This window comes from Streptomyces sp. NPDC014995, assembly GCF_043080745.1.
Taxonomy (GTDB): domain Bacteria; phylum Actinomycetota; class Actinomycetes; order Streptomycetales; family Streptomycetaceae; genus Streptomyces.
Genome location: NZ_JBIBVX010000022.1, coordinates 1 through 24,919, shown reverse-complemented (window position 1 = coordinate 24,919; position 24,919 = coordinate 1). Strand labels below are relative to the sequence as shown.

Below are 24,919 nucleotides of genomic sequence, written 5' to 3'. Positions count from 1 at the left end.
GTCGTACGGGTCTGGGTCGTACAGGTCTTGGTCGTGCGGGTCTTGGTCGTGCGGGCGTCGGCTGCGCGGCCTGGTCGTGCGGCTGTCGGTTGCGGGGTCCTGGTCGTGCGGGTCTCGGTCGTGGGTGCGGGTCGTACGGATGTGGCTCGTACGGCGTGCCGAGCGTATGTCTGTCGGTCGGCCGTCCGTTCGCCGGTGGGTCGTCTCTTGGTGGGACGCCCGGAGCGCGTGGTGCGTTCACTCGTTCATCGGTCCGGGCGGTCCGAACGGTTCACGCGCCGGGAGAATCTTTTTCGGGATTCCTTCTCGACCGGCCGTCGCTACTCCTGCTCGACCGGCCTTCGGTCAGCCGCTCTCGGGCGCCGGCGTCGCATCCTCGCCGACGACGCTGCTGTAGTCGTTGTGCCAGCTGTACTCCTTGACGAAGTGGTCCCTGGCCCAGCGGTACGTGAGCACGTTCTCACCGGACGGGCTGGAGAACGGGTCGCCCTCCTCGTACACCTGCTTGGTGACCACCAGGTCGCCGCGGTCGATCTCCGCGTAGACCGGGGGCTCCTCGGCCTTGAACACGTTCTGGTAGCGGCCGTCCTCCTCGCGGTACACGTACGCGCCCACGCCGACCGCGTCTCCGCAGGTCAGCACGTTCACGACGATGTCGCTGTGGGCGCCGCCGGTGAGGTCGCCGTAGGAGACGTCGACCGGGTACTCGTCGCCGACGCACGGCTTCAGCCCGCGCTTGACCTCCGCCGAGACCTCGGGGTCGTCCTTGACGAGCCGGACCGCGTCCTGCCGGTCGGGGGTGTCGGTGGGGGCGGCCGACGGCGAGGCCGTGGCGGCGCCGGCGGCCGCGTCGGCGTGGGCCGGCCCCTCGTCGCGGGCGCCGGTGCCGCCGGTGGCGCACGCGGAGACGAAAAGGGCGAGGGCGGCGAGCACGGCCACCGCCGTGATCGCCGCCTGGAAGGTCCCTCGGGCCGGTGTGGGCCCGGCCTCGGTCAGGCCGCCGCGCAACGCTCCCGCTCCTCACGCTCCAGCGCGCGTGCGTCCAGATCGCGGGCTTCCAGCTCCTCGCGGAGCCGGGCGAGCGCCCGGTGCAGCGTGCTCTTGACCGTTCCGGCCGACATGCCGAGGGCGGCGGCCGTCTCCTCCGTGGACATCTGCTCCCAGTGTCGCAGCACCACGACACTGCGCTGCTTCGGAGCGAGCACCTTCATCGCGTCCATCAGCAGGGCCCGGTCCGCGTGCTGCTCGGTGGAGTCGTCCACGGAGGCGTCCGGGAGCTGCTCGGTGGGCACTTCCTCCAGCTTGCGGGCCCGCCACCACTCGGTCCGCGTGTTGATCATGACCCGGCGCAGGTAGGCGTCGGCCAGCCGCTTGTCCGCGATGCCCTCCCAGCGGCCGTACGTCCGCGCCAGCGCCGTCTGGAGCAGGTCCTGCGCGTCGACAGGGTCCGGCACCAGTCGGCGGGCGCTGCGCAGCAGCGCGTCCTGCCGGGTACGCACGTACTCCTCGAACTCGAGCACCTCGCTCTGCGCCATGATCAACCGCCTCCGTGTCCCCGTTCCGGCCGGCTCTCGCCGCCGGTTTCCCGCTTGTGGTCTGTGGCCCTCGTGCCGCTGCCGGGCACGCGAACGAAGCTACGGAGGTGTTGTCACGGCACTGTCCGAGGCAGCCTGCGGCTAGCGCTCAGCTGTCCGTCGGTTGTGTAACGGAAATGGGTTCGGGGTAAGGAAGGGAGCCGAATGGTGGGGGGATCAGGTGTTTTGTCCGGCGGGTGACTGTGACAGAAGCGGGGGGTGGGTCGTGAGAGAGGCCGAGCGCCTGTGATGTGACGATGTGTCAGGTCAGTGGCAGACGGTACAGACCACCGGGCAGCGGCTCCACCAGACCGTCCGCGACGAGACCGTCCAGGGCACGCGCGCGTTGCACCGGCTCGTGCCACACCCGGTCGAGGACCGCCTGCGGCACGGGCGCGTGCGCGTCCCTGAGAACGGCGAGCAGCTTGCCGCGCACCTGCCGGTCCGTACCGGCGTACGTCTGGCCCCGGCGCGCCGGGCCCTCGTGCTCCGGCTTGCCCGCGAGCCGCCAGGCGCACTGCGTGGCGATCGGGCAGCGGTGACAGGTCTCGTTCCTGGCGGTGCAGACGAGCGCGCCGAGTTCCATGGACGCGGCGGCCCACCGGGCGGCGGTCCCCTCGTCCTCGGGGAGCAGGGCGCGGGCCAGTCTGCGCTCGGCGGCCGTGGTGGCGTTCGGCGGATACTGCACGCCGCTCACCGCGCGCGCGAAGACCCGGCGCACGTTGGTGTCGAGGACGGCGTGCCGCTGGCCGTACGCGAAGGAGGCGACGGCGGCGGCCGTGTACTCCCCGATGCCGGGCAGCGCCAGCAACTGCGCGTGGTCCGACGGTACGTCGCCGCCGTGCCGTTCCGTTATGGCCACCGCGGCGCCGTGCAGCCGCAGGGCGCGGCGCGGGTAGCCGAGCCGGCCCCACGCGCGGACGGCCTCACCAGGGGCCTCCGCGGCGAGGTCGGCGGGGCGCGGCCAGCGGGCGAGCCACTGCTCGTAGACCGGCAGGACGCGGTTGACCGGCGTCTGCTGGAGCATGAACTCGCTGACCATCACACCCCACGCGCCGGCCTCGGGGCGCCGCCAGGGCAGGTCGCGGGCGTTGTCCTCGAACCAGTCGATGACGGGGGAGTGCAGGTGCGCGCCGGAGGGTTCCCGCGCGATTGTTCCGTCGGTGGCTCCGGAGGGCGACTGCTCTCCGAGGAGGGGGTCGGAGACGGGGTCGGTGTCGGTGGGGCTGCTGTGCGGGGGCTTCGTGGGGGCAGTCATGGCCTTTCGATCCTGCCATGCGCACAGCGGCACGCGCGCGTACCGCCACCCGGCGGCGTGGGGCGCGAGGGCGCCCCGGGACGCGCGACCCGTAGCCGTGGCCAGAGGTGCAAGGAACGCGAATGCGAAAGGCCGGCGCGATCACGGACCGTGCGCGGCGGCTTACGTCTCGTCACGTCCTGCGACTGTCCGTGCGTGCGAGGGGCGCAAGCCGGGGGCGGGAGCGCCGTGTCCGGGATGATGATCCGGAAAAGTTGTGGTCCGGGCGGCGGGTGGGGCCAGGGAACGCGGCGATCTCTCGTACAGTTTGCGCCGTGGGATCTCTGCGCAATCCGGTCGGGCCGCTTCCCTCCTCCATCTACTGGCGACGGAGGGTCGTACTGCTGTCCGTGGTCGCCCTGTTGGCGCTGACGATCACCTGGATCGTCACGTCGGGCGGGGGCGGCGGCAAGAACGGTGCGGACGGGGGCAACGGCAAGAATCCCGCCTCCTCCATCACGCCGGGACCGTCCGGATCCGGGCCCGCGATCAGCCAAAACCCGGGCGGACGCGACGAGTCGAGCGACGAGGACACCGGTGGGTCCGGTTCGGGCTCGGACACCGGAACGGGCGACGGCTCCGGATCGGGTGACGCCGGCACGGGCAGCGGTGGCGCCACGGCGGGCACCGGTGGCTCCGACGACGGCTCCAACGGCAGTGACTCCTCCACGACGCTGCCGGCGGGGACCACCCTGCCCAACTGCACCGCCAGCGTGGTCACGTTGAGCCTGCGCAGTGTCCGCAACACGTACTCGCCGGACCAGACGCCCACGTTCCAGCTGACGGCGAAGAACTCCTCCGGGAGCGACTGCAAGGTCGATTTCGGGCCCAGGGCAGCGGTGTTGACGATCACTCAGGCGGGCGCCGCGGAGGGCTACTGGTCGTCCGCCGACTGCCCCAAGGTGTCCGGCGGTCTGCTGTACCGCGTGCCGGCCGGCGGCAGCTTCACCTACACCCTGAAGTGGGACCGCAGGCCCAGCGCACCCGAGTGCGCGACGCCTCCGGCGGGGGTGGCCGGAGCCGGGACGTACCTGGTGGAGGCGAAGGTGCCGGGGTTTGCGAAGGCGCAGACGTCGTTCGTGCTGGAGGCCGACTGAGGCAGGGACGACGGGAGCGCCCACACGGTGAACCGGGGCGCGGCCCGGCGCCTTGGGGCGCCGCCCGTCCCCGCCCCCTCGGTCAGACGTACCGCTCCAGGATCGAGGACTCGGCAAGCCGCGACAGTCCCTCGCGGACGCTGCGCGCCCGCGCCTCGCCCACGCCGTCGACCGTCTGGAGGTCGTCGACGCTCGCGGCGAGCAGCTTCTGGAGACTGCCGAAGTGTTCCACCAGCCGGTCGATGATCGCGCCGGGCAGGCGCGGGACCTTGGCCAGGAGACGGAAACCGCGCGGGGAGACCGCCGAGTCGAGGGCCTCGGGGGAACCGGTGTAGCCCAACGCGCGGGCCACCGTGGACAGTTCGAGCAGCTCGGCGTGGCTGAGGGCGTCCAGCTCGTACAGGGCCTCGTCGACCGTGCGGGAGCGCTTGGCCGTCGGCGCCGGTACGTAGTCCCGGACCACCAGTTCGCGCTCCGGCTCCACGCCCGCGATCAACTCGTCCAGCTGAAGAGCGAGGAGGCGGCCGTCGGTGCCCAGTTCGACCACGTATTCGGCGATTTCGGTGGCGATGCGGCGCACCATCTCCAGGCGCTGCGCCACCGCGGAGACGTCCCGGACCGTCACCAGGTCCTCGATCTCCAGCGCTGACAACGTTCCCGCGACCTCGTCCAGGCGGAGCTTGTAGCGCTCCAGGGTCGCCAGCGCCTGGTTCGCGCGGGACAGGATCGCCGCCGAGTCCTCGAGGACACGGCGCTGGCCGTCGACGTACAGGGCGATGAGCCGCATGGACTGCGAGACCGAGACCACCGGGAAGCCGACCTGCTTGGAGACCCGGTCCGCCGTACGGTGCCGGGTGCCCGTCTCCTCCGTGGGGATCGTCGCGTCGGGCACGAACTGCACGCCCGCCCGCAGGATCTTCGACAGGTCGGAGGAGAGCACGATGCCGCCGTCGAGCTTGCACAGCTCACGCAGGCGCGTCGCGGTGAACTCGACGTCCAGGACGAAGCCGCCCGTGCACATCGACTCGACCGTCTTGTCGGAGCCCAGCACGATGAGTCCGCCGGTGTTGCCGCGGAGAACCCGCTCGAGGCCGTCACGCAGGGCCGTGCCGGGAGCCACCGCGCTCAGCGAGGCGCGCATCAGGCCGTCGGCACCGGAACTCCCACCGGACTTTCCGGGAGCTGCCGCCCGGTCGTTGGCTGCCACTGCACTCCTCCGGTCGCAGGTTCTGGGGGTTCCCGTTTCGCGCACTCGGTTCGTACGGACGGGCGAGACCTGGGCAAAGTCTACCGGCGCTCCTCCTCGTCCCGCGGGGCGTCTCGGCGACGGGAGCGCGGCAGCACCCGCAGGGCGTCCCCTATGTCCGCGACTTCCAGGACCTTCATCCCGGAAGGGACCTTTCCCGGATCACCCGGCACGAGCGCGTGCGTGAAGCCCAGACGGTGGGCCTCGGCGAGCCTGCGCTGGACGCCCGTGACCCGTCTGACCTCGCCCGCGAGCCCCACTTCGCCGATCGCGACGAGGTTCTTGGGCAGCGGGGTGTCGCTCGCCGCGGAGGCCAGCGCGAGGGCGATGGCCAGGTCCGCAGCGGGCTCCGACAGCTTCACCCCGCCGACCGTCGCGGAGTAGATGTCCCGCTTGCCGAGCGCGCTGATCCGGCCGCGCTGCTCCAGCACCGCGAGCATCATCGAGACGCGGGAGGTCTCCAGGCCGGACGTCGTACGGCGGGGGGAGGGGATCTGCGAGTCGACCGTGAGCGCCTGCACTTCGGCGACCAGGGGGCGGCGGCCCTCCAGGGTGACCGTCAGACAGGTGCCGGGCACCGGTTCGTCACGACGAGTCAGGAAAAGTCCGCTTGGGTCGGTAAGGCCCGTGATGCCCTCGTCGTGCAGTTCGAAGCAGCCGACCTCGTCGGTGGCGCCGTAGCGGTTCTTGACGCCCCGCACCAGGCGCAGGCGCGCGTGCCGGTCGCCCTCGAAGTGCAGGACGACGTCCACCAGGTGCTCGAGGAGGCGCGGCCCGGCGATCGCGCCGTCCTTGGTGACGTGGCCCACGAGGAGGGTGGACATCCCGCGCTCCTTGGAGGCCCGGATCAGGGCCCCCGCCACTTCCCGCACCTGCGCCATGCCACCGGGCGCGCCGTCGATCTCCGGGGAGGCCACCGTCTGCACCGAGTCGAGGATCAGCAGCGACGGCTTCACGGCGTCCAAATGTCCCAGGACGGCCGCCAGATCGGTCTCGGCGGCGAGATACAGGTGGTCGTCGATGGCGCCGATGCGGTCGGCGCGCAGGCGGACCTGGCTCGCGGACTCCTCGCCCGTGACGTAGAGCGTGGGGTGTTCGTCGCTCGCCGACTTGGCGGCCACGTCGAGCAGCAGCGTGGACTTGCCGACGCCCGGCTCGCCGGCGATGAGGGCCACCGCGCCGGGAACCAGCCCGCCGCCGAGGACGCGGTCCAGCTCGGGCACGCCGGTGGGGCGGGCGGTGGCCTGCCGGCCGTCGACCTGGCCGATGGGCACGGCGGAGGTGGTGACGCGTCCCGGCGTCGTCGTACGGACCGCGGGCGCGCCGTACTCCTCGACCGTGCCCCAGGCCTGGCATTCGGGGCAGCGGCCGAGCCACTTGGCCGTCTGCCAGCCGCATTCCGTGCAGCGGTAGGACGGTCGGTCCTTGGTGGTCTTCGTACGGGCAGCCATGGGGAAACCGTAGCCGCCGGGACCGACAACGGGCCGTGCCCGTGGACGAGCGGGGTCCGGACCGGGCCGGGAGCGCGAGGTCGCGGCGGCCGCACGGGCGCACGCACCCCCTGCGAACCGGCCACCCCGTCACGAACGAGCCACGGAACCACCGGTTCGCATCCCCTTATGAGGGATCGTTTCACCCATACGGATTAAAAGGACGCAAGGGGGCAGAAGAGGCCGTTCCTCGGCGCCTACGGTCGCACGGATGATGAGCAGCAGCCCGCAGACCTCGACCCGCACGACCGGCGCACACCGGGCGCACCGGGAGGCGCGCGACCGCGCTGCGGCGCGCACGCTGGCGCAGCGCCCGCCCGCGCGCTACGAGCCGTACCTGGACGGCCTGTTCACCTACTGCCTGTCCGTCCTGTGCGACCACGACGCGGCCACGTCGGCGCTCGTGGACGCCCTGGCGCTCGCGGAGCGCCGCGGGCAGCGCGTCCCGGCCGCCGGGGACCGCAAAGCCTGGTTGTACGCGCTGGCCCGCTGGGCGTGCCTGCGCAAGCTGGCCGAGGCCAAGCAGAAACGTCAGGGAACGCACGCGGCGGGACGCCACGGCGGCCCCCGGGACACCGGCGCGGCGCCCGCCGACCCAGCCGTGCCCGACGGGGCCCATGAGCAGCGGAGACGCCAACTCGCCCGGCTCGCCTGGCCGGAGGCGGCCGGCACCACCCCCGAGCAGCGCGAGGCGCTCGAACTCGCCGTACGCCACCACCTCACCCCCCACGAGGTCGCCGCCGTCCTCGGCAAGGACCAGGCCGCGGCCCGTGAGCTGCTCGCCTCCGCCGCCTGCGAGGTCGAACGCACCCGCGCGGCCCTCGCCGTCGTCGAGACCGGCGGCTGCCCCGGTGTGACCCGCCTCACCGGGGATCACCAGTTCGTGCTCGGCGCCGCCCTGCGCCGCGAACTCGTCCGGCACGTCGACGACTGCCCGCGCTGCCGCCGGGCCGCCGAGCGCGCGGTCCCCGGCCGCTGGCCCGGCGCGGGTGTCACACCCGCCGAGCTGCCCGTCCTGGAAGCGCCCCGCGCGCAGCTGCACACCGCCATGACGCGCCTCCCGCGCGCGCGGGGCGCCGCGGCGCCCCGCTTCGACCGGCGGGGCTTCCCGATGGACCCCAAGGACCGCGCCGCCCGCCGGGACCGCCTCCGCGCGCGTGCCGTCACGACGACCGTCGTCGCCACGGTGGTCGCCGCGCCGGTGCTCGCCCTGTGGGCCGCCTACCGGGGCACCCCGACCGCCGAGGCCGACGGCCGCCCGGCCACGGCCCACGAGGCCCCCGACCCCGGTGCCCTCGACGGCGGGACGGCCGGCGGCTACGAGAACGCCGGGAACGCCAGCACCCGGCCCGGTTCCGGCTTCACCAGGGGAAACGATCCGGACGTCTCCGTCGAGGTCATCGGCGTCGCGGGGCTCGGCGGGAACGGCGCGGGGAGCCTCTCCGTGACCGCCGCCAACAGCGGCGACACCACCCTGATCACCCTCACCGCGTCCCCGGACGCGCACGGGCCGGTCCGCTGGGCGGCGGACACTCAGAACTCCTGGCTCTACCTGAGCCGCTTCACGGGCACGCTCGAACCCGGCGACTCGGTGACGATCAAGGTGTACGTCGACCACCTGCGCGAGCCCTCCGGCCACTGGCACGCGCGCGTGGCGATCGCCCCGGCGGGCGCCGTCGTCTCCATCGAGGGCTACGGCATCGCGCCGGCGCCCTCGGCCCCCGGACCCGGGCCGGGCACCCCCAGCGACCCGCCCGCCCCGTCGGACCCGCGCCCGGAGCCGACCCCGACGGCCCCGGCCACCACCGAGCCCACGCCGAGCGGGCCGCCGCCCACGCCCGACCCGGAGCCCACGCCCAGCGACTCGTCGCCGCCCGACCCGGGAGGCTCGGCCCCGCCGCCCGGCGACGGCGGCGAGCCCCGCCCCGGCACGCCCTGAGGCGCCCTGGGCGGGGCCGTCGGCCGTGCAGAGGCCGAAGGGCCCTGGGGCCGGTCGAGGCTGGTCGAGAAGCCCTGGGGCCGGTCCTGGAGGTCAGACCACCGGATCCACGCGGTCCACCGGATCCGCCGGATGCGGCGCCAGCAGCGGCAGCTGCGAAGCGAGCCGCTCCTCGCACAGCTCGACCAGACGGTCGTAGCCGGCCTTGCCCATCAGTTCGGTCAGCTCCGCCCGGTAGGAGACGTACACCGGCTCGCCGGCGCCGTGCGCCGAGGTCGCCGACGTGCACCACCAGTGCAGGTCGTGACCGCCCGGACCCCAGCCGCGGCGGTCGTACTCGCCGATCGACACCTGGAGCACGCGCGTGTCGTCGGGCCGGTCGATCCAGTCGTACGTACGCCGCACCGGGAGCTGCCAGCAGACGTCCGGCTTGGTCTCCAGGGGCTCGCGGCCCTCCCGGAGCGCCAGGATGTGCAGCGAACAGCCGGCGCCGCCCGCGAAGCCGGGGCGGTTCTGGAAGATGCACGAGCCGTTGAACGGACGGGTCTGGCGGGAGCCGTCCTCGTCCTCCGACACCCAGCCGCCCCGAGCGCCCTCGTCGTGGTGCTGCCAGATATCGGGAGTGAGCCGCGCCACATGCTCGGCGACCCGCTTCTCGTCGTCCTCGTCGGAGAAGTGGGCACCCAGCGTGCAGCAGCCGTCGTCCGCGCGGCCCGCCTGGATGCCCTGGCAGCCGCTGCCGAAGATGCAGTTCCAGCGAGAGGTCAGCCATGTCAGATCGCAGCGGAACACCTGCTCGTCGTCCGCCGGATCAGGAAACTCCACCCACGCGCGCGCGAAGTCGAGCCCCTTCTCGTCGGCGACCAGGGCCTTCCTCGACTTCTTCGACGACTTCGGCTGCGAAGCGCCGTTGGTGGATCTGGCCGTCTTGGCAGCCTTGTCGGCCTTTTCGTCCTTCGCCTTTTTCGTCTTTGGCACGCGTCCAGGGTAAGTCGCCCGGCCCCGCTCACAGCACTGTCTCAGGATGCGCACCGGGCATTGAGCGCGCGACCACTGGCAGTAGCGTGCCCTACATGAGACTCGGTGTCCTCGACGTGGGATCGAACACGGTGCATCTGCTGGTGGTGGACGCGCACCCCGGCGCCTGCCCGCTCCCCGCGCACTCGTACAAGGTGGAGTTGCGCCTCGCCGAGCTCCTCGACGAGAGCGGGGCGATCGGTCCCGAGGGCGTCGACAAACTGATCACCGTCATCAAGGAGGCCCTCCAGGCCGCCGAGGACAAGGGCGTCGAGGACGTACTGCCGTTCGCGACCTCCGCGGTGCGCGAGGCCGGCAACGCCGACGAGGTCCTCGCGCGGGTGCAGGCCGAGACCGGCGTCGAGCTTCAGGTCCTCGCCGGCGAGGAGGAGGCCCGGCTCACCTTTCTCGCCGCCCGCCGCTGGTTCGGCTGGTCGGCCGGCAAGCTGCTGGTCCTCGACATCGGCGGCGGCTCCCTGGAGATCGCGTACGGCATCGACGAGGAGCCCGACGCGGCCGTCTCGCTCCCGCTCGGCGCGGGCCGCCTCACGGCCGGCTGGCTGCCCGGCGACCCACCCGACCCCGAGCACATACGGGCGCTGCGCCGGCACGCGCGCGCGGAGATCGCCCGCACGGTGGGGGAGTTCAGCCGCTTCGGCGCCCCCGACCACGTCGTCGCCACGTCGAAGACCTTCAAGCAGCTCGCCCGCCTCGCCGGCGCCGCCCGCTCGGCCGACGGCCCGTACGTCCAGCGCGAGCTCAAGCGGGAGTCCCTGGAGGCCTGGGTCCCGCGCCTGGCCGGTATGACCGCCGCCGAGCGCGCGGAGCTGCCGGGGGTCTCCGAGGGCCGCGCGAACCAGCTCCTGGCGGGTGCGCTGGTCGCCGAGGGGGCGATGGACCTGTTCGGGGTCGAGACGCTGGAGATCTGCCCCTGGGCGCTGCGCGAGGGCGTCATCCTGCGGCGGCTGGACCACATGCCGACGGTGTGAGCGGGCGCGGCCTCGGCACCCTGGTGCCAATGGTGCCTGTGAGGGCGTGAGGTCAACGGGGCCGCCGACTCATGCCGTACGCCCCTGTGAAACCCGACACCCTCTCCCCAGCGCGCAGTAGCCCCCGTCGGCCCGCACCATCGAGCCCCTCCCGCCCCACCCACGAGCCACCACCGGCCACGCGCGCGTGGCCGGTTCGCCCGCCCCGGCGCAGCCGGCGCGGCGCCCCGCTCCCCGGTGCCGAGCGTGGGACCGTACGCTGTCCCTCGTGGCAGAACCAGTGGTGCGCATCCCGGATGCGAAGGTCGCCCTGTCGACGGCCTCGGTCTATCCGGAGACGACGGCGACGGCCTTCGAGATCGCCGCGCGCCTCGGGTACGACGGCGTCGAGGTCATGGTGTGGAACGACCCGGTCAGTCAGGACATCGACGCGCTGCGCCGGCTCAGCGACTACCACCAGGTCCCGATCCTGGCCGTCCACGCCCCCTGCCTGCTCATCACCCAGCGGGTGTGGTCGACCGACCCGTGGGTGAAGTTGCAGCGGGCGCGCGCCGCGGCGGAGAAGCTCGGGGCGAGCACCGTCGTGGTCCACCCGCCCTTCCGCTGGCAGCGGCAGTACGCCCGTGACTTCGTCCAGGGGATCTGGCGGATGGCGAACGAGACGGATGTGCGGTTCGCCGTCGAGAACATGTACCCCTGGCGCTACCGCGACCGCGAGATGCTCGCGTACGCGCCGGACTGGGACGTGACGAAGGACGACTACCGGCACTTCACGATCGATCTCAGTCATGCCTCGACGGCCCGCACGGACGCGATCCACATGCTCGACCGCATGGGCGACCGCCTCGGGCACGTCCACCTCGCCGACGGCAACGGCTCCGCCAAGGACGAGCACCTCGTCCCCGGCCGCGGCTCCCAGCCCTGCGCCGAACTGCTGGAGCGCCTCGCGCTGAGCGGCTTCGACGGGCACATCGTCATCGAGGTCAACACGCGGCGCGCGATGTCCGGCGCCGAACGTGAGGCCGATCTCGCCGAGGCCCTGGCCTTCACGCGCCTGCACCTGGCCTCGGCGGCGAAGGTCCCCCGCCGGTGACCGACACGGGCGCGCGCCGCCGTGGCCGCCCCCGGCGCACCGAGTCCGTCGGCACCCGCGACCGCATCCTCACCGCGGCCCGCGAGGAGTTCTCCGAGCGGGGCTACGAGAAGACGTCCGTCCGCGGCATCGCCAAGGCCGCCGGGGTCGACTCGGCACTCGTCCACCACTACTTCGGCACCAAGGAGCAGGTCTTCGAAGCGGCCGTCGAGGTCGCCTTCGCGCCCGCGCTGCACGCCCCGGAGGCGGTGGCCGACGGCTCCCCGGACGGCGTCGGCGAGCGCCTGACCCGCTTCGTCCTCGGCATCTGGGAGGACCCCACCACCCGTACGCCCCTGCTGGCGATCGTCCGCTCGGCGGTCAACAACGAGACCGCCGCGGCGGTCTTCCGCCGCCTGGTCGCCACCCAGCTGCTGCGCCGCATCGCCGCGCCGCTCGACCTCCCGGACGCGGAACTGCGCGCCGAGCTGGCGGCCGCGCAGCTGGTCGGTACGGCGATGCTGCGGTACGTGATCAAGGTGGAGCCGTTGGCCTCGGCGGACCTGGAGCAGATCGTCGCGCGGGTGGCGCCGGTGGTGCAGGGGCACCTGACCGGCCCCTGAAGACCTCTGACCGCCCCTTCCCAGAAGGCTTTCGACCGTCCCCCCGAGGACCGTCCGACGCCCGGGAAGACGGTCCGACCGCCCCGCGCACGGCGCCTCACCACCCGCCTCCTCCCCTCGTCCCTCCGAGACACGCATCCCGCATTCCGGACACCCCGTCCCGGCTCCTGGATGACCGGCGTACGCTCGGTAGCAGCCCTATCTGTCTGAAGGAGCGAGCGACGATGCCCCAGCTGAGGTCCCGCACAGTCACCCACGGCCGCAACATGGCGGGCGCCCGCGCCCTTATGCGCGCCTCCGGTGTACCCGGTGCGGACATCGGCCGGAAGCCGATCATCGCGGTCGCCAACAGCTTCACGGAGTTCGTGCCCGGCCACACGCACCTCCAGCCCGTCGGCCGGATCGTCAGCGAGGCGATCACGGAGGCCGGCGGCATCCCGCGCGAGTTCAACACCATCGCCGTCGACGACGGCATCGCGATGGGCCACGGAGGCATGCTCTACAGCCTCCCCTCCCGCGACCTGATCGCGGACAGCGTGGAGTACATGGTCGAGGCGCACTGTGCCGACGCCCTGGTCTGCATCTCCAACTGCGACAAGATCACCCCGGGCATGCTGAACGCCGCCCTGCGGCTCAACATCCCCACGGTCTTCGTCTCCGGCGGCCCGATGGAGTCCGGCCGCGCCACCCTCGTCGACGGCACCGTCCGCACGCTCGACCTGGTCGACGCGATCTCCGACGCCGTCAACGACAAGATCTCGGACGAGGACATCCTCCGTATCGAGGAGAACGCCTGTCCGACCTGCGGCAGCTGTTCCGGCATGTTCACCGCCAACTCGATGAACTGTCTGACCGAGGCCATCGGCCTCTCCCTCCCCGGCAACGGCTCGGTCCTCGCCACCCACACCGCGCGCAAGCAGCTGTACGTCGACGCCGCCCGCACGGTCATGGACCTCACCCGCCGCTACTACGAGCAGGACGACGAGACCGTCCTGCCGCGCAACATCGCCACCTTCGCCGCCTTCGAGAACGCGATGGCCCTGGACATCGCCATGGGCGGGTCGACCAACACGATCCTGCACCTGCTGGCGGCGGCCCAGGAGGCGGACGTCCCCTTCGGCCTGAACGAGATCGACGCGGTCTCCCGCCGGGTGCCGTGCCTGGCCAAGGTGGCGCCCAACGTCGCGAAGAACCGCACGTACTACATGGAGGACGTGCACCGCGCCGGCGGCATCCCGGCCCTCCTCGGCGAGCTGCACCGTGCTGGCCTGCTCAACGAGGACGTGCACGCGGTCCACAGCCCGTCCCTGGCGGACTGGCTGAAGACGTGGGACGTCCGCGGCGGCTCCCCGTCGCCCGAGGCGGTCGAGCTGTGGCACGCGGCCCCCGGCTGCGTCCGCTCCGCCGACGCCTTCTCCCAGTCGGAGCGCTGGGAGGCCCTCGACGACGACGCCGAGAACGGCTGCATCCGCTCCGCCGAGCACGCGTACTCCAAGGACGGCGGCCTGGCCGTCCTCAAGGGCAACCTCGCCGTCGACGGCTGCGTGGTGAAGACGGCCGGCGTCGACGAGTCGATCTGGACCTTCGAGGGCCCGGCGGTCGTCTGCGAGTCGCAGGAGGCGGCCGTCCAGAAGATCCTCGCCCAGCAGGTGAAGGAAGGCGACGTGGTCGTCATCCGCTACGAGGGCCCCAAGGGCGGCCCCGGCATGCAGGAGATGCTCTACCCGACCTCGTACCTGAAGGGCCGCGGCCTGGGCAAGGCCTGCGCCCTGATCACCGACGGCCGCTTCTCCGGCGGCACCTCGGGCCTGTCCATCGGCCACGCCTCCCCCGAGGCGGCCGCCGGCGGCACCATCGCCCTCGTCGAGGACGGCGACCGCATCCGCATCGACATCCCGAACCGCACGATCGAGTTGCTCGTCGACGAGGCGGAACTCGCGCGCCGCGAGCAGGCGTTGAACGGCGTGTACGCCCCGAAGAACCGCGACCGCAAGGTCTCCGCCGCCCTGCGCGCCTACGCGGCCATGGCCACGAGCGCCGACAAGGGCGCGGTCCGGGACGTGTCCAAGCTGGGCTGACGCCCACGACCGCCCACCACGCCCACGACCGCCGATGGGGCCGCCTCCGGGAGGCGGCCCCTTGGCGTGGCACCCGGCCGGTGGAGTCGGCGGGCCGACGGGGTCACCAGGCCGAGGGGTCGGTCCCGTCCACGGCGAACACGGTCCCGTCGGGGGCGCCGGCGTGGACGCGGGAACCCACCACCTGCGGCGCGGGGAGCGTGGTCACGACCTCGTCGGAGTTCGCCCCGAGCCGCAGTGACGTCTGCCCGATGAGCTTCCCCCCGTCGGCGTCCACGGCGAGGAGACGGCCGTCGGGGGCGCTGAAGTACACGTGCTCACCGTCGGCCGTCGGCACCGAACCCCGGCTCACGGCCGTCTGCAGGGACCACAGCCGCTTCTCCGCGAGCGTGTCGACGGCCACCAGCGAACCGTCGTAGGTCAGCAGGTAGACGCGGTCCCCGTGCACGGCCGCGCTCGCCTGCTGGAGCGCCACGGTCAGCGCCACCCGCCGCGACACCTTCGTCTCGGGGTAGAAGCGGACCACGGCGTCGGCCTTGCCGTACTCCCCGCCGCCGGACAGCAGGACGAGGCTGTCGCGTGCGGCGCCCACCGGGGTCAGCGTGCCGTTGAGCCACTCCTCCCAGCGCACGTCACCGCCGGCGGGGTCCACGGCCGTGATCCGCGTACGCCCGTCGCCGGACGTGCTCGTCACGTACGCCAGCGGGTCGCCGGGGAACGACACGAAGTACGGCCGGCCGGCGCCCGGAATCCGCCGGCTCCACTCGGTCCGGCCCGAGGCGGCGTCCACACCGGTCACCGTGCCGTCGGCCGCGGTCAGCAGCAGCGTGCCGCCGGCGAACCGGATGCCCGGGTACGCCGACACGTCCCGCTGCCAGCGCGTCTCGCCCGACGACGGGTCGAGGGCCTCCACCCGCTTGCCGGAGTGGGTGAGCACGTGCGCCAGCCCGCCCGCGAGCACGGGAGCCTCGCCGCGCTCGTCACCGGAGGAGAGGGGGCGCCGCCACAGCACCCGTCCGGTGGACGCGTCGAGTGCGGAGACCTGCCCCGACTGGGCGCAGACCAGCCGCTTCGCGTCGTACGCACACCGGGGCATGCCGCCCGCCGCCTCCGCGGCCGGCTGTGTAGCCCAGGGGCTGAAGGTGTCCGAGGCCGACCGCGTCCCGCCCGTTTTCCGACCGGTGCTGTCCGTATCGGCGCCCAGCAGCGGGACGGAGGCGAGGCCTCCGCCGACGAGGAGGACCAGTGCGCCGACGGCGAGGCCGACACGTCCGCGCCTGCGCCGTGGCGCACCCTGCGCCGACCCGGTGCCCCCGGTGCTTCCGGTGTCCCGTGCGGCCTCCGGCGCGTCCGGCCGGGACACGTCCGGCTGCCAGATGTCCGGCTGGGGCTCCTCCGGTTGCGAGGCGTCCGGCTGCGCTCCGTCCATCGCCCGCTGCGCCGGTATGAACGCCTGCGTGTCGTACGAGGCCGCCACCGACCGCAGTTCCCGCATCAGCTCGTCGGGCGTGGGCCGTTCCTCGGGCTCCTTGGCGAGACAGCGCCGCACCAGCGGCGCCAGGCTCTCCGGTACGCCCGTGAGGTCGGGCTCGTCGTGCACGACCTGGTAGGCGACGACGTACGGACTGTCGGAGTCGAAGGGCCCCCGTCCGGTCGCCGCGTGCACCAGCACGGACCCGAGCGCGAAGATGTCGGCGGCCGGCCCCACCTCCCGTGGCCGGCGGAACTGCTCCGGCGCCATGAAGGGCGGCGTACCGATCAACTTCCCGGTCTCGGTGCGCAGTTCGCTGTCCTTCGGCCGGGAGATGCCGAAGTCGATGACCTTCGGACCGTCCTCGGCGAGCAGGACGTTGCTGGGCTTCAGGTCCCGGTGCACGACCCCGACCCGGTGGATGTCGCGCAGCGCCTCGGCGAGCCCGGCCATCAGCCGCCGCAACTCGCCCGCGCCCATGGGCCCGTTCCGCTTCACGTGTTCCGACAACGTCGGCCCCGGGATGAACAGCGTGGCCATCCACGGTCGTCCGGCCTCCGGGTCGGCGTCGACGACGGGTGCGGTGAAGGCGCCGCTGACCCTCCGCGCGGCCGCCACCTCCTGCCGGAACCGCCCCCTGAACTCGGGATCCCTCGCGAATTCGGCGTGTACGACCTTCACCGCGAGCTTCATCCCGGAGGTGCTGTGGGCCAGGTGGACCACGCCCATGCCACCGGAGCCCAGGCAGGCCTCCAGGCGGTAGTGGCCGACGTATTCCGGAAGTTCCGCTTCCGCGCCCGAACCGGTGTTGCGCTGTGGCGTCATGGACCACCCCCGTGCTGCTTCGGCCGTGCGCGCGACGCACGGAGCCTAGTCGATGACTCGTGGGAGACCGAGGCGACTTGCTAGCCTCCGCGTACGAGTTGCGCACATGTGTTTCATGTCGTGATTCGGGGGAATCAACGGGTCCCCATGGCAGTCATGGGGTGTAACGGGGGAGGTTTTGCATGTCTGTCGACCGTGTGGAAGAGGTGGAGAGCGGCGACGAGGCGGAGGCCGTCGCGGCGGCGGCCCTGACGTACTACCCGGTCGCGCCCGGCGTCCGGCTGAACGTCCGCAGCGGCCCCGGCACCAGCTACCCGATCGTGAAGGTCCTGCCCGAGGGCACCAAGGTGCCGATCTTCTGCCAGACCCCGGGCACCACGGTGACCGGCCCGTACGGCACCACCAACATCTGGGACAACATCGCCGACAGCCAGTTCGTCTCGGACGCGTACGTGAGGACGGGCAGCGACGGCTACATCGCGCCGCGCTGCGCCTGACCACCCCCCGGGGAGCCCGCCCCCGTCCGGCGCCATAATCGTCCCGTGAGCGACGAAAACGGCACCGCGGACATCCCGGCGGGCTTCCCGGGCCCGGGCGCCCCCACGGGGCCCCGCCCCGAGCCCCTCCGCTTCTTCGGCACCAGCTGGGTGGACCACGACCACGGCTACACGGTCCGCCGTATCGCCGTGGCCGCCGGCTCGCTCCTCGCCGCGGCCGTCTCCTGCCTCGTCCTCCGCCTCGCCTACGAGGGCCTGGCCATCGCCGACATCGGCGGCTTCGTGACCCTGCTGGTCGTCGTGATGTTCGCGACCTGCAGCGCGCTCGCCTTCCGGCACACCTGGGAGAGCTTCGGCAAGCGCCCCGACCCCGACCGCCAGGCCTCCCTGCGCGGCCTGCTGGCCGTCGGCTTCGTCGGCGCCCTGCTCGCCTACTTCTTCCGCTCCCTCACCGAGGCCCCGGGCGAGAGACTCCACCGCCAGGAGTACGAGACGGCCCGCGCCCACCACGAGCGCCGCACGACCCGCCGTACCGGCAACCCGTCGAAGAAGCGCCGCCGCTCCTGACCGCTCCGAGCCGCGGTCCCCGCACCGCCCCGCCCGTGCTCGCAGGTGCCGCGTGCTCGGAGGTGCCGATCGACGCCTCTGGTGCCGATGGGCTTCCGCGGTGCGGCGCTGCAGGGCGTCCCCGGTGGAGGAGTCGAGATCGACCCCGCCTCGGGGACGGTCACGCCGGCCGACGACCGCCGCTCGACCGCGATCGCCTGCTCTCTCCCGCCGGCCTTCACGGAGCACTTCCCACCCTCCGCCGGCCCGTGGCGGGCCGAGACCACCACCGACACCCTCACCCTGACCGCCCCGAACGGCGACACCCTCCTCCTCCACGCCAAAACCCGGCCCGGCAGCCCCTCTGCCTCTCCCTGACTCCCTGACTCCCGTCCCCGTCCCAGTCGAACCGGCTCGGAAAAACCCGTTCCGCTCCCCGCCCGCCCCCGCCACCATGACCCCATGACGGCCCCCTCCCACACCAGTCGAGCCCACTCCTTCAACGCCGCCGCGGCCCAGTACGCCGCCAACCGCCCCTCCTACCCGACCACCCTCCTCGACGCGGTCGAGGACCTGGCCGGCCGCCGTCTCGCCGGCGCCCGCGTCGCCGACATCGGCGCGGGCACGGGCATCGCGACCGCGCTCCTGCACGCCCGCGGCGCCGACGTCCTCGCCGTCGAACCCGGGGACGGCATGGCGGCGCAGTTCCGCCACGCCCTTCCCGACGTGCCGATCGTCCGCGGCGACGGAAACCACCTCCCCCTCGCGACCGCCTCCCTCGACTTCCTCACCTACGCGCAGTCCTGGCACTGGACCGACCCGGCCCGCTCGGTGCCGGAGGCCCTGCGCGTGCTGCGCCCGGGCGGCGCCCTGGCACTGTGGTGGAACGCGAGCGCCCTCGACGTGCCGTGGATCAACGCGCAGGCGCGCCGCATCGAGCGTCACTTCGGCAGCGACCAGGTCATCGGCAAGAACAACGACACCACCGCGCTCGCCGACCCCACCGGCCGCTTCGACTTCGCCCGCCGCCGGGTCCGCTGGAGCCGCCGCGTCCCCGTCGACACGCACCTGGCCAACATCGGCAGCCACTCGATCTTCCTGGTCCACGGCGAGGAGAGCGCCGCCGCCTTCCTCACCGAGGAGCGCCGCCACCTCCTGGCCGCCTTCCCCGACGGCACCCTGGAGGAGACCTACGACGTGGACCTGCTGCTGGCCACCCTCCCCTGACCTCCGGCACCTTCCGCGCGGCGGCCCCCTCCAGGGCCGCCGCGCACGCGTGATCACCTACCGCGGTCCACCCGGCTCCCACCGCACCTCCCGATTCCGCGCCGCGCCGCGCACGCCACTTGACGACGCCTCTTCCCGGAGAGAATATTCATCACATGATGAATATTGATGGGCCGGAACCGTCACCCGATCCGCCGCCCCCCACCGGCCACACGCCCGCCGTACGCGCCCGCGCCCTCACCGTCGTCCGAGGCCCCCGCACGGTCCTGCGCTCCCTCGACTTCACCGTCCCGCGCGGGCAGATCACCGGCCTCCTCGGCCCCTCCGGCTGCGGCAAGTCGACCCTCATGCGCGCGATCGTCGGCACCCAGGCCAAGGTCACCGGCACCCTGGACGTCCTCGGCCACCCCGCGGGCCACCCCACCCTCCGCACCCGCGTCGGCTACGTCACCCAGGCCCCCTCCGTCTACGACGACCTGACGGTCCGCCAGAACCTCGACTACTTCGCCGCGATCCTCGACCCGGGCCACGCGGCAGCCGAACGCCGCCACGAGAACGTCACCCGGGCCATCGCCGACGTCGACCTGACCAGCCACGCCGACGCCCTCGCCGGCAACCTCTCCGGCGGCCAGCGCAACCGCGTCTCCCTCGCCGTGGCCCTCCTCGGCGCCCCCGAACTCCTCGTCCTCGACGAACCGACCGTCGGCCTCGACCCCGTCCTGCGCCGCGACCTCTGGCACCTCTTCCACGACATCGCGGCCACCCGCGGAGCGACCCTCCTCGTCTCCTCCCACGTCATGGACGAGGCCGAGCGCTGCCACCGCCTGCTGCTGATGCGCGAGGGCGAGATCCTCGCCGACGACACCCTCGACGCCCTGCGCACCCGCACCGACTCCGACACCGTCGAAGCGGCCTTCCTCCACCTCGTCGACGAGGCGACCGAAGCCGCCCGCGCGAAGGAGCAGACCCCATGACCCTGACCCCACCGACCACCCCCGCGCCGACCACCCCCTTCAACCTCTCCCGCACCACCGCCACGGCAGCCCGCGTCCTGCGCCAACTCCGCCACGACCCGCGCACCATCGCCCTGATGATCCTCATCCCGTGCGTGATGCTGTTCCTGCTCCGCTACGTCTTCGACGGCAACCCCCGCACCTTCGACAGCATCGGCGCCTCCCTCCTCGGGATCTTCCCGCTGATCACGATGTTCCTGGTGACCTCCATCGCGACCCTGCGCGAACGCACCTCCGGCACCCTCGAACGTCTCCTCGCCCTCCCCCTCGGCAAAGCCGACCTGATCGCCGGCTACGCCCTCGCCTTCGGCGCCCTCGCGATCGTCCAGTCCGCCCTCGCCACCGGCCTGGCGGTCTGGTTCCTCGACCTGGACGTCACGGGCAGCCCCTGGCTCCTGCTCCTGGTCGCCCTCCTCGACGCCCTGCTCGGCACCGCCCTCGGCCTCTTCGTCTCGGCGTTCGCGGCCTCGGAGTTCCAGGCGGTCCAGTTCATGCCGGCGGTGATCTTCCCCCAGCTCCTCCTCTGCGGCCTCTTCACCCCCCGCGACGCCATGCACCCGGCCCTCGAAGCCCTCTCCAACGTCCTCCCCATGTCCTACGCCGTCGACGGCATGAACGAGGTCCTCACCCACACGGACGTGACCACCGACTTCATCCGCGACGTGCTGGTCGTGGCGGGCTGCGCGCTGCTGGTCCTGGGCCTGGGAGCGGCCACCTTGCGCCGCCGGACCGCGTGAACCGCCGACCCGCGCCGGCGCCCGGCTGCCCGGCCCCTCCCCGCCCGGGCCGACGTCCCGCCCACCGGACACCCGCGCCGCACACCCACGCCCGGTGCGAGGATGTACCCCGGACGACGCACCCCTGGAGGGCACCCGCACCATGACCCAGAAAGTCGCAGTCCTCGGCACCGGCAAGATCGGCGAAGCCCTGCTCAGCGGAATGCTCCGAGGCGGCTGGCCCCCCGCCGACCTCCTCGTCACCGCCCGCCGCGCCGACCGCGCCGAGGAACTCCGCACCCGCTACGGCGTCACCCCGGTCACCAACGCCGAAGCCGCCAAGACCGCGGACACCCTCATCCTCACGGTCAAGCCGCAGGACATGGGCACCCTCCTCGACGAACTCGCCCCCCACGTCCCCGCCGGCCGCCTGGTCATCAGCGGAGCCGCCGGCATCACCACCTCCTTCATCGAGGACCGCCTCACCAGCGGCGTCCCCGTCATCCGCGTCATGACGAACACCCCCGCCCTCGTCGACGAGGCCATGTCCGTCATCTCCGCCGGCAGCCACGCCAGCGAGGCCGACCTCGCCCACACCGAGGAGATCTTCGGCGCCGTGGGCAAGACCCTCCGCGTCCCCGAGTCCCAGCAGGACGCCTGCACCGCCCTCTCCGGCTCCGGCCCGGCGTACTTCTTCTACCTGGTCGAAGCCATGACGGACGCCGGCATCCTGCTCGGCCTGCCCCGCGACAAGGCCCACGACCTCATCGTCCAGTCCGCGATCGGCGCCGCCACGATGCTCCGCGACAGCGGCGAACACCCCGTCAAACTCCGCGAGAACGTCACCTCCCCGGCCGGCACCACCATCAACGCCATCCGCGAACTCGAGAACCACGGCGTACGAGCCGCCCTCATCGCCGCCCTCGAAGCCGCCCGCGACCGCAGCCGCGAACTGGCCGCCGGCAAGAAGGACTGACCCCCCCCGGGCCGCGGCCGGTCACTCCGCCGCGGCCACGACCTCCTCCGTGGTCACCACCCGCGCGAACCCGCCCCCGTGCAGCGACACCGCCGACGCCCGCGCCACCTCCTCGGCACTCCGCCGCCAGCCGAACGGTCCCGCCAGGCCGAAGGTGTACGTGGCGTCGTACGCGACCACCACGTCGTACCCCAGGTTCCCGCCCATCCGCGCGGTCGTCTCCACGCACATGTTGGTCTGGATCCCGGCCACCACGACCTGTGAGATCCCCTCCGCCTTCAGCCAGGCGTCCAGATCCGGAGTCCCGTAGAAGGCCGAGTTCACCGTCTTCGTGACGAACAGCTCCGGCCCCGCCCCCTTCCCACGCCGCTCCTCCACGTACCCCTTGAGGCCGTTCCCCTCGTACCCCGCCCGCAGCGGCGACCCCGGCTGCGACGAGTCGTGCCGTACGAAGACGACCGGCCGCCCCGACGCCTGCCACACGTCGATGAGCGCAGCGATGTTGTCATCGGCCCCCGGGTTGTTCCGGGGCCCCCAGAAGTCGGCCTCGTCGAAGCCCTTCTGCACGTCCACGACCAGCAGCGCCGCGTTCTGTGAAATCTCCATGCCGACGATCCTGCCGCCGGACCGGCACCCGTCCCAGAGGGCGGAAAGACAGCGATCGATGGTTTACTGCCGGCCATGGAGACCCCGTACCGCGTCGCCCTCGTGGCCTTCCCCGGCATCCGCGCCTTCGACGTCTCCGTCATCACCGAGGTCTGGGGCACCGACCGCACCGACCGCGGTACCCCCGCCTTCGACCTGCGCCGCGTCGCCACCGACACCACCACCCCCGTCCCGATGCGCGGCGGCCTCGCCCTCCACCCCGACCGCACCCTCGCCTGGCTCTCCCGCGCCGACCTGATCCTGATCCCCGGCCTCGACGACCACCTCACCCCCGCACCCGCCCCCGTCCTCGACGCCCTCCGCCGCGCCCACGCCCGCGGCACCACCATCGCCGCCCTCTGCGGCGGAGCCTTCACCCTCGCCCAGGCCGGCCTCCTCGACGGCCGCCGCGCGATCACCCACTGGAACCTCGTCGACCTCCTCCGGGCCCACCACCCCCACGTCACCGTCGTCCCCGACGCGCTCTTCATCGAGGACGACAACATCTGGACCGCCGCCGGCACCGCGGCCGGCATCGACCTCTGCCTCCACCTCGTCCGCACGGCACACGGAGCCGAGGCAGCCGCCACCATCGCCCGTTCGATGGTCACCGCCCCCTTCCGCACCGGCACCCAGGCCCAGTTCATCGAGCACCCCACCCCGCACACACACCGCGACGCCGACACCCTCGCCGCCGTCCGCGAACACGCCCTGCGCCACCTCCACGAACCACTCACCGTCGCCGGCCTGGCGGCCCACGCCGGCATGTCCCCGCGCACCTTCGCCCGCCACTTCACCGCGGAGACCGGCACCACCCCGCTGCGCTGGCTCCTCGACCAGCGCCTCGCCGCAGCCCAGAAACTCCTCGAACGCACCGACCTCCCCATGCCCGAGGTCGCCCGCCGCGCCGGCTTCGGCAGCGAGGTCACGATGCGCCAGCACTTCGCATCGCGCCTCGCCACCAGCCCACGCGCCTACCGGGCCGCGTTCAGCACCGGCTCCGCCACCGGCGGCAGCAGCCCGATGGCGCGATAAGCGGCATCCACCACCGGCCGGGCCATCGCCCGGGCCTTCTCCGCACCCTCCCGCAGCACCCCCTCCACATACACAGGATCAGCGCACAACTCCTTGTGCCTGGCCTGCACCGGCCGGAGGGCCTCCACCACAGCCTCGGCGGTGTCCTGCTTCAAAGAGCCGTACGACTGGTATACGAGCGCCAGCGCCTCCGGGTTCCCACCCGTGCACGCGGCGAGGATCTCCAGCAGGTTCGCGATCCCGGGCCGCTGCTCCCGGTCGTACACGACCTCCTGGCCGCTGTCGGTCACGGCCCGCATGACCTTCTTCCGCACGACATCCGGTTCATCCAGCAGATAGACGATCCCCGAACCGCCGTCGTCGCTCTTCCCCATCTTCGACGTCGGCTCCTGGAGGTTCATCACCCGCGCGGCCACCGCCGGATGCGTCGCCCTCGGCACCACGAACGCCTGCCCGTACCGCTGGTTGAACCGCAGCGCCAGATCCCGGGTGAGCTCCACGTGCTGAGCCTGGTCGTCCCCCACCGGCACCTCGTCCGTCCCGTACGCCAGGATGTCCGCCGCCATCAGCACCGGATAGGTCAGCAGCGACAGCCGCACGCTCCCACCCCGCGCCCGCTCCCGCGCGGCCTTCTCCTTGTACTGGATCATCCGCCGCATCTCGCCGTCGGTGGCCACACACTCCAGCAGGTACGACAGCCGTGCGTGCTCGTCCACGTGACTCTGCACGAACAGCGTGCACAGCTCCGGATCCAGCCCCGCCGCCAGCAGCAGGGTGGCCGTCTGCCGACTGAGCCGACGCACCCGCGCCGGATCGTGGTCGACGGTCAGCGCATGCAGATCGACGACGCAGAACAACGCGTCCGCCCGGTGCTGATCGACCGCGGCCCACTGCCGCATGGCCCCCAGATAGTTCCCCAGCGTCAGATGCCCGGTGGGCTTGACCCCGCTGAAGACCCGCTTCATCTCTCCACCTCCAGGTCGAGCCGCCGCACCGGCCGGCCGCCCCCAGGAGGGAGAAACAAGAACGGCCGCCGAAGCGGCGGCCGTTGAGTGCATACGTGAGTCCGGCCGCCGTCAGGCGGCCCACCACTGCTGGGTGCACGTACGCGTAGTCATGGCCCACAGAGTACGCCTCAGGGGTGCCCGAGGGACATGAGTTGACACGGCCAGGACAGATACGTACTGTTCTCCGGGTTGTCCGACGTGAGCGCCGACCACGGTCGGTCCCCGGACAGCCATTCCGCAAGTACCAACCACTCCTCGGTGAGTAGTCGATTCGGCTGCCGTCGTGCAGTTGGCATGCGTATTCGCGAAATGAGGAATCCGCGTTCGAAAGAACGCAGGCCCCGATTGGCTTCGGGCGCCGGGAATCCGCTAAAGTCTCACTCGTCGGAACGGCCCAACGGCCGGGAAGGCACCCCCTCCGCCGGGGAATCGGAGCCGAAAGGCTCTGATAGAGTCGGAACCGCCGGAAAGGAAACCGCGAAACAAAAGCGGGAACCTGGAAAGCACCGAGGAAATCGGATCGAGAAAAGATCTGATAG

Annotated in this window: 23 protein-coding genes; 14 read left to right on the top strand and 9 right to left on the bottom strand. The window is 72.5% G+C overall.

The features are described 5' to 3' along the window. Window positions 1-345: 345 nt before the first annotated feature. The 3 genes from ACF1A1_RS34515 to ACF1A1_RS34505 all read right to left on the bottom strand — a co-directional run bounded on the left by ACF1A1_RS34515 (window position 346) and on the right by ACF1A1_RS34505 (window position 2,832). Entirely contained in the window at window positions 346-1,008 is a 663-nt protein-coding gene (locus ACF1A1_RS34515) for a hypothetical protein (protein ID WP_392005360.1), read from the bottom strand. After that, on the bottom strand, window positions 993-1,535 hold the full coding sequence (locus ACF1A1_RS34510; protein WP_360335196.1) for a SigE family RNA polymerase sigma factor: 543 nt from the start codon (window positions 1,533-1,535) through the stop codon (window positions 993-995). Before ACF1A1_RS34510 ends, ACF1A1_RS34515 begins: the two co-directional genes overlap by 16 nt. Before the next feature lie 301 nt (window positions 1,536-1,836). Further along, window positions 1,837-2,832: an A/G-specific adenine glycosylase gene (locus ACF1A1_RS34505; protein ID WP_392005358.1), complete on the bottom strand. Its 996-nt coding sequence runs from the start codon at window positions 2,830-2,832 to the stop codon at window positions 1,837-1,839. Between the two features lie 314 nt (window positions 2,833-3,146). On the opposite strand from ACF1A1_RS34505, the gene ACF1A1_RS34500 reads away from it, so the two are divergent. After that, window positions 3,147-3,968, top strand: a complete 822-nt coding sequence (locus ACF1A1_RS34500) for a hypothetical protein (protein ID WP_392005356.1) — start codon at window positions 3,147-3,149, stop codon at window positions 3,966-3,968. 82 nt (window positions 3,969-4,050) lie between these two features. On the opposite strand, the gene disA is transcribed toward ACF1A1_RS34500, so the two are convergent. Both disA and radA read right to left on the bottom strand, forming a co-directional pair. Continuing rightward, the gene (gene disA, locus ACF1A1_RS34495) at window positions 4,051-5,175 is read right to left on the bottom strand and encodes a DNA integrity scanning diadenylate cyclase DisA (protein ID WP_392005355.1); all 1,125 of its coding nucleotides are present in this window, start codon (window positions 5,173-5,175) and stop codon (window positions 4,051-4,053) included. Between the two features lie 80 nt (window positions 5,176-5,255). Beyond that, window positions 5,256-6,665: a DNA repair protein RadA gene (gene radA / locus ACF1A1_RS34490; protein WP_392005353.1), complete on the bottom strand. Its 1,410-nt coding sequence runs from the start codon at window positions 6,663-6,665 to the stop codon at window positions 5,256-5,258. Window positions 6,666-6,915: 250 nt separating this feature from the next. Between radA and ACF1A1_RS34485 the strand changes: the two genes are divergently transcribed. After that, entirely contained in the window at window positions 6,916-8,643 is a 1,728-nt protein-coding gene (locus tag ACF1A1_RS34485; RefSeq protein WP_392005351.1) for an RNA polymerase sigma factor, read from the top strand. Window positions 8,644-8,736: 93 nt separating this feature from the next. On the opposite strand, the gene ACF1A1_RS34480 is transcribed toward ACF1A1_RS34485, so the two are convergent. Next, entirely contained in the window at window positions 8,737-9,621 is an 885-nt protein-coding gene (locus ACF1A1_RS34480) for a hypothetical protein (protein ID WP_392005349.1), read from the bottom strand. Window positions 9,622-9,716: 95 nt separating this feature from the next. Here ACF1A1_RS34480 and ACF1A1_RS34475 point away from each other — a divergent pair, with 95 nt between their 5' ends. From ACF1A1_RS34475 to ilvD, 4 genes are all read left to right on the top strand, one after another. Then, the gene (locus ACF1A1_RS34475; RefSeq protein WP_392005347.1) at window positions 9,717-10,649 is read left to right on the top strand and encodes a Ppx/GppA family phosphatase; all 933 of its coding nucleotides are present in this window, start codon (window positions 9,717-9,719) and stop codon (window positions 10,647-10,649) included. A gap of 268 nt (window positions 10,650-10,917) precedes the next feature. After that, the gene (locus tag ACF1A1_RS34470; protein ID WP_392005346.1) at window positions 10,918-11,742 is read left to right on the top strand and encodes a sugar phosphate isomerase/epimerase family protein; all 825 of its coding nucleotides are present in this window, start codon (window positions 10,918-10,920) and stop codon (window positions 11,740-11,742) included. Then, window positions 11,739-12,344, top strand: a complete 606-nt coding sequence (locus ACF1A1_RS34465; RefSeq protein ID WP_392005344.1) for a TetR family transcriptional regulator — start codon at window positions 11,739-11,741, stop codon at window positions 12,342-12,344. The genes ACF1A1_RS34470 and ACF1A1_RS34465 overlap by 4 nt, the downstream gene beginning before the upstream one ends. Before the next feature lie 224 nt (window positions 12,345-12,568). After that, a complete protein-coding gene (ilvD, locus tag ACF1A1_RS34460; protein ID WP_392005342.1) occupies window positions 12,569-14,422 on the top strand; it encodes a dihydroxy-acid dehydratase in 1,854 nt (617 codons plus the stop codon). A 103-nt stretch (window positions 14,423-14,525) separates the two neighbouring features. Here ilvD and ACF1A1_RS34455 read toward each other — a convergent pair whose 3' ends face one another. Beyond that, window positions 14,526-16,718, bottom strand: a complete 2,193-nt coding sequence (locus ACF1A1_RS34455) for a PQQ-binding-like beta-propeller repeat protein (RefSeq protein WP_392005341.1) — start codon at window positions 16,716-16,718, stop codon at window positions 14,526-14,528. A 182-nt stretch (window positions 16,719-16,900) separates the two neighbouring features. On the opposite strand from ACF1A1_RS34455, the gene ACF1A1_RS34450 reads away from it, so the two are divergent. The 7 genes from ACF1A1_RS34450 to proC all read left to right on the top strand — a co-directional run bounded on the left by ACF1A1_RS34450 (window position 16,901) and on the right by proC (window position 21,693). Continuing rightward, on the top strand, window positions 16,901-17,215 hold the full coding sequence (locus tag ACF1A1_RS34450; RefSeq protein ID WP_392005339.1) for an SH3 domain-containing protein: 315 nt from the start codon (window positions 16,901-16,903) through the stop codon (window positions 17,213-17,215). Between the two features lie 45 nt (window positions 17,216-17,260). After that, window positions 17,261-17,782, top strand: a complete 522-nt coding sequence (locus ACF1A1_RS34445) for an EamA/RhaT family transporter (RefSeq protein ID WP_392005337.1) — start codon at window positions 17,261-17,263, stop codon at window positions 17,780-17,782. 87 nt (window positions 17,783-17,869) lie between these two features. Beyond that, a complete protein-coding gene (locus ACF1A1_RS34440) occupies window positions 17,870-18,139 on the top strand; it encodes a hypothetical protein (RefSeq protein WP_392005336.1) in 270 nt (89 codons plus the stop codon). A gap of 84 nt (window positions 18,140-18,223) precedes the next feature. Then, window positions 18,224-18,988: a class I SAM-dependent methyltransferase gene (locus ACF1A1_RS34435; protein ID WP_392005334.1), complete on the top strand. Its 765-nt coding sequence runs from the start codon at window positions 18,224-18,226 to the stop codon at window positions 18,986-18,988. 155 nt (window positions 18,989-19,143) lie between these two features. After that, the gene (locus ACF1A1_RS34430; RefSeq protein ID WP_392005332.1) at window positions 19,144-19,962 is read left to right on the top strand and encodes an ABC transporter ATP-binding protein; all 819 of its coding nucleotides are present in this window, start codon (window positions 19,144-19,146) and stop codon (window positions 19,960-19,962) included. Further along, window positions 19,959-20,738, top strand: coding sequence for an ABC transporter permease (locus ACF1A1_RS34425; RefSeq protein WP_392005331.1), 780 nt, complete (start codon window positions 19,959-19,961; stop codon window positions 20,736-20,738). Before ACF1A1_RS34430 ends, ACF1A1_RS34425 begins: the two co-directional genes overlap by 4 nt. A 142-nt stretch (window positions 20,739-20,880) precedes the next feature. Then, window positions 20,881-21,693 (top strand): pyrroline-5-carboxylate reductase, encoded by an 813-nt coding sequence (proC, locus tag ACF1A1_RS34420; RefSeq protein ID WP_392005329.1) that lies wholly within the window; start codon window positions 20,881-20,883, stop codon window positions 21,691-21,693. A gap of 21 nt (window positions 21,694-21,714) precedes the next feature. On the opposite strand, the gene ACF1A1_RS34415 is transcribed toward proC, so the two are convergent. Then, complete coding sequence (locus tag ACF1A1_RS34415) at window positions 21,715-22,299, bottom strand: cysteine hydrolase family protein (RefSeq protein WP_392005327.1); 585 nt, start codon at window positions 22,297-22,299, stop codon at window positions 21,715-21,717. Window positions 22,300-22,374: 75 nt separating this feature from the next. On the opposite strand from ACF1A1_RS34415, the gene ACF1A1_RS34410 reads away from it, so the two are divergent. After that, entirely contained in the window at window positions 22,375-23,373 is a 999-nt protein-coding gene (locus ACF1A1_RS34410) for a GlxA family transcriptional regulator (RefSeq protein ID WP_392005325.1), read from the top strand. On the opposite strand, the gene trpS is transcribed toward ACF1A1_RS34410, so the two are convergent. After that, on the bottom strand, window positions 23,313-24,338 hold the full coding sequence (gene trpS, locus ACF1A1_RS34405) for a tryptophan--tRNA ligase (RefSeq protein WP_392005323.1): 1,026 nt from the start codon (window positions 24,336-24,338) through the stop codon (window positions 23,313-23,315). The two genes, ACF1A1_RS34410 and trpS, sit on opposite strands and share 61 nt — an antisense overlap. Window positions 24,339-24,919: the final 581 nt, after the last annotated feature.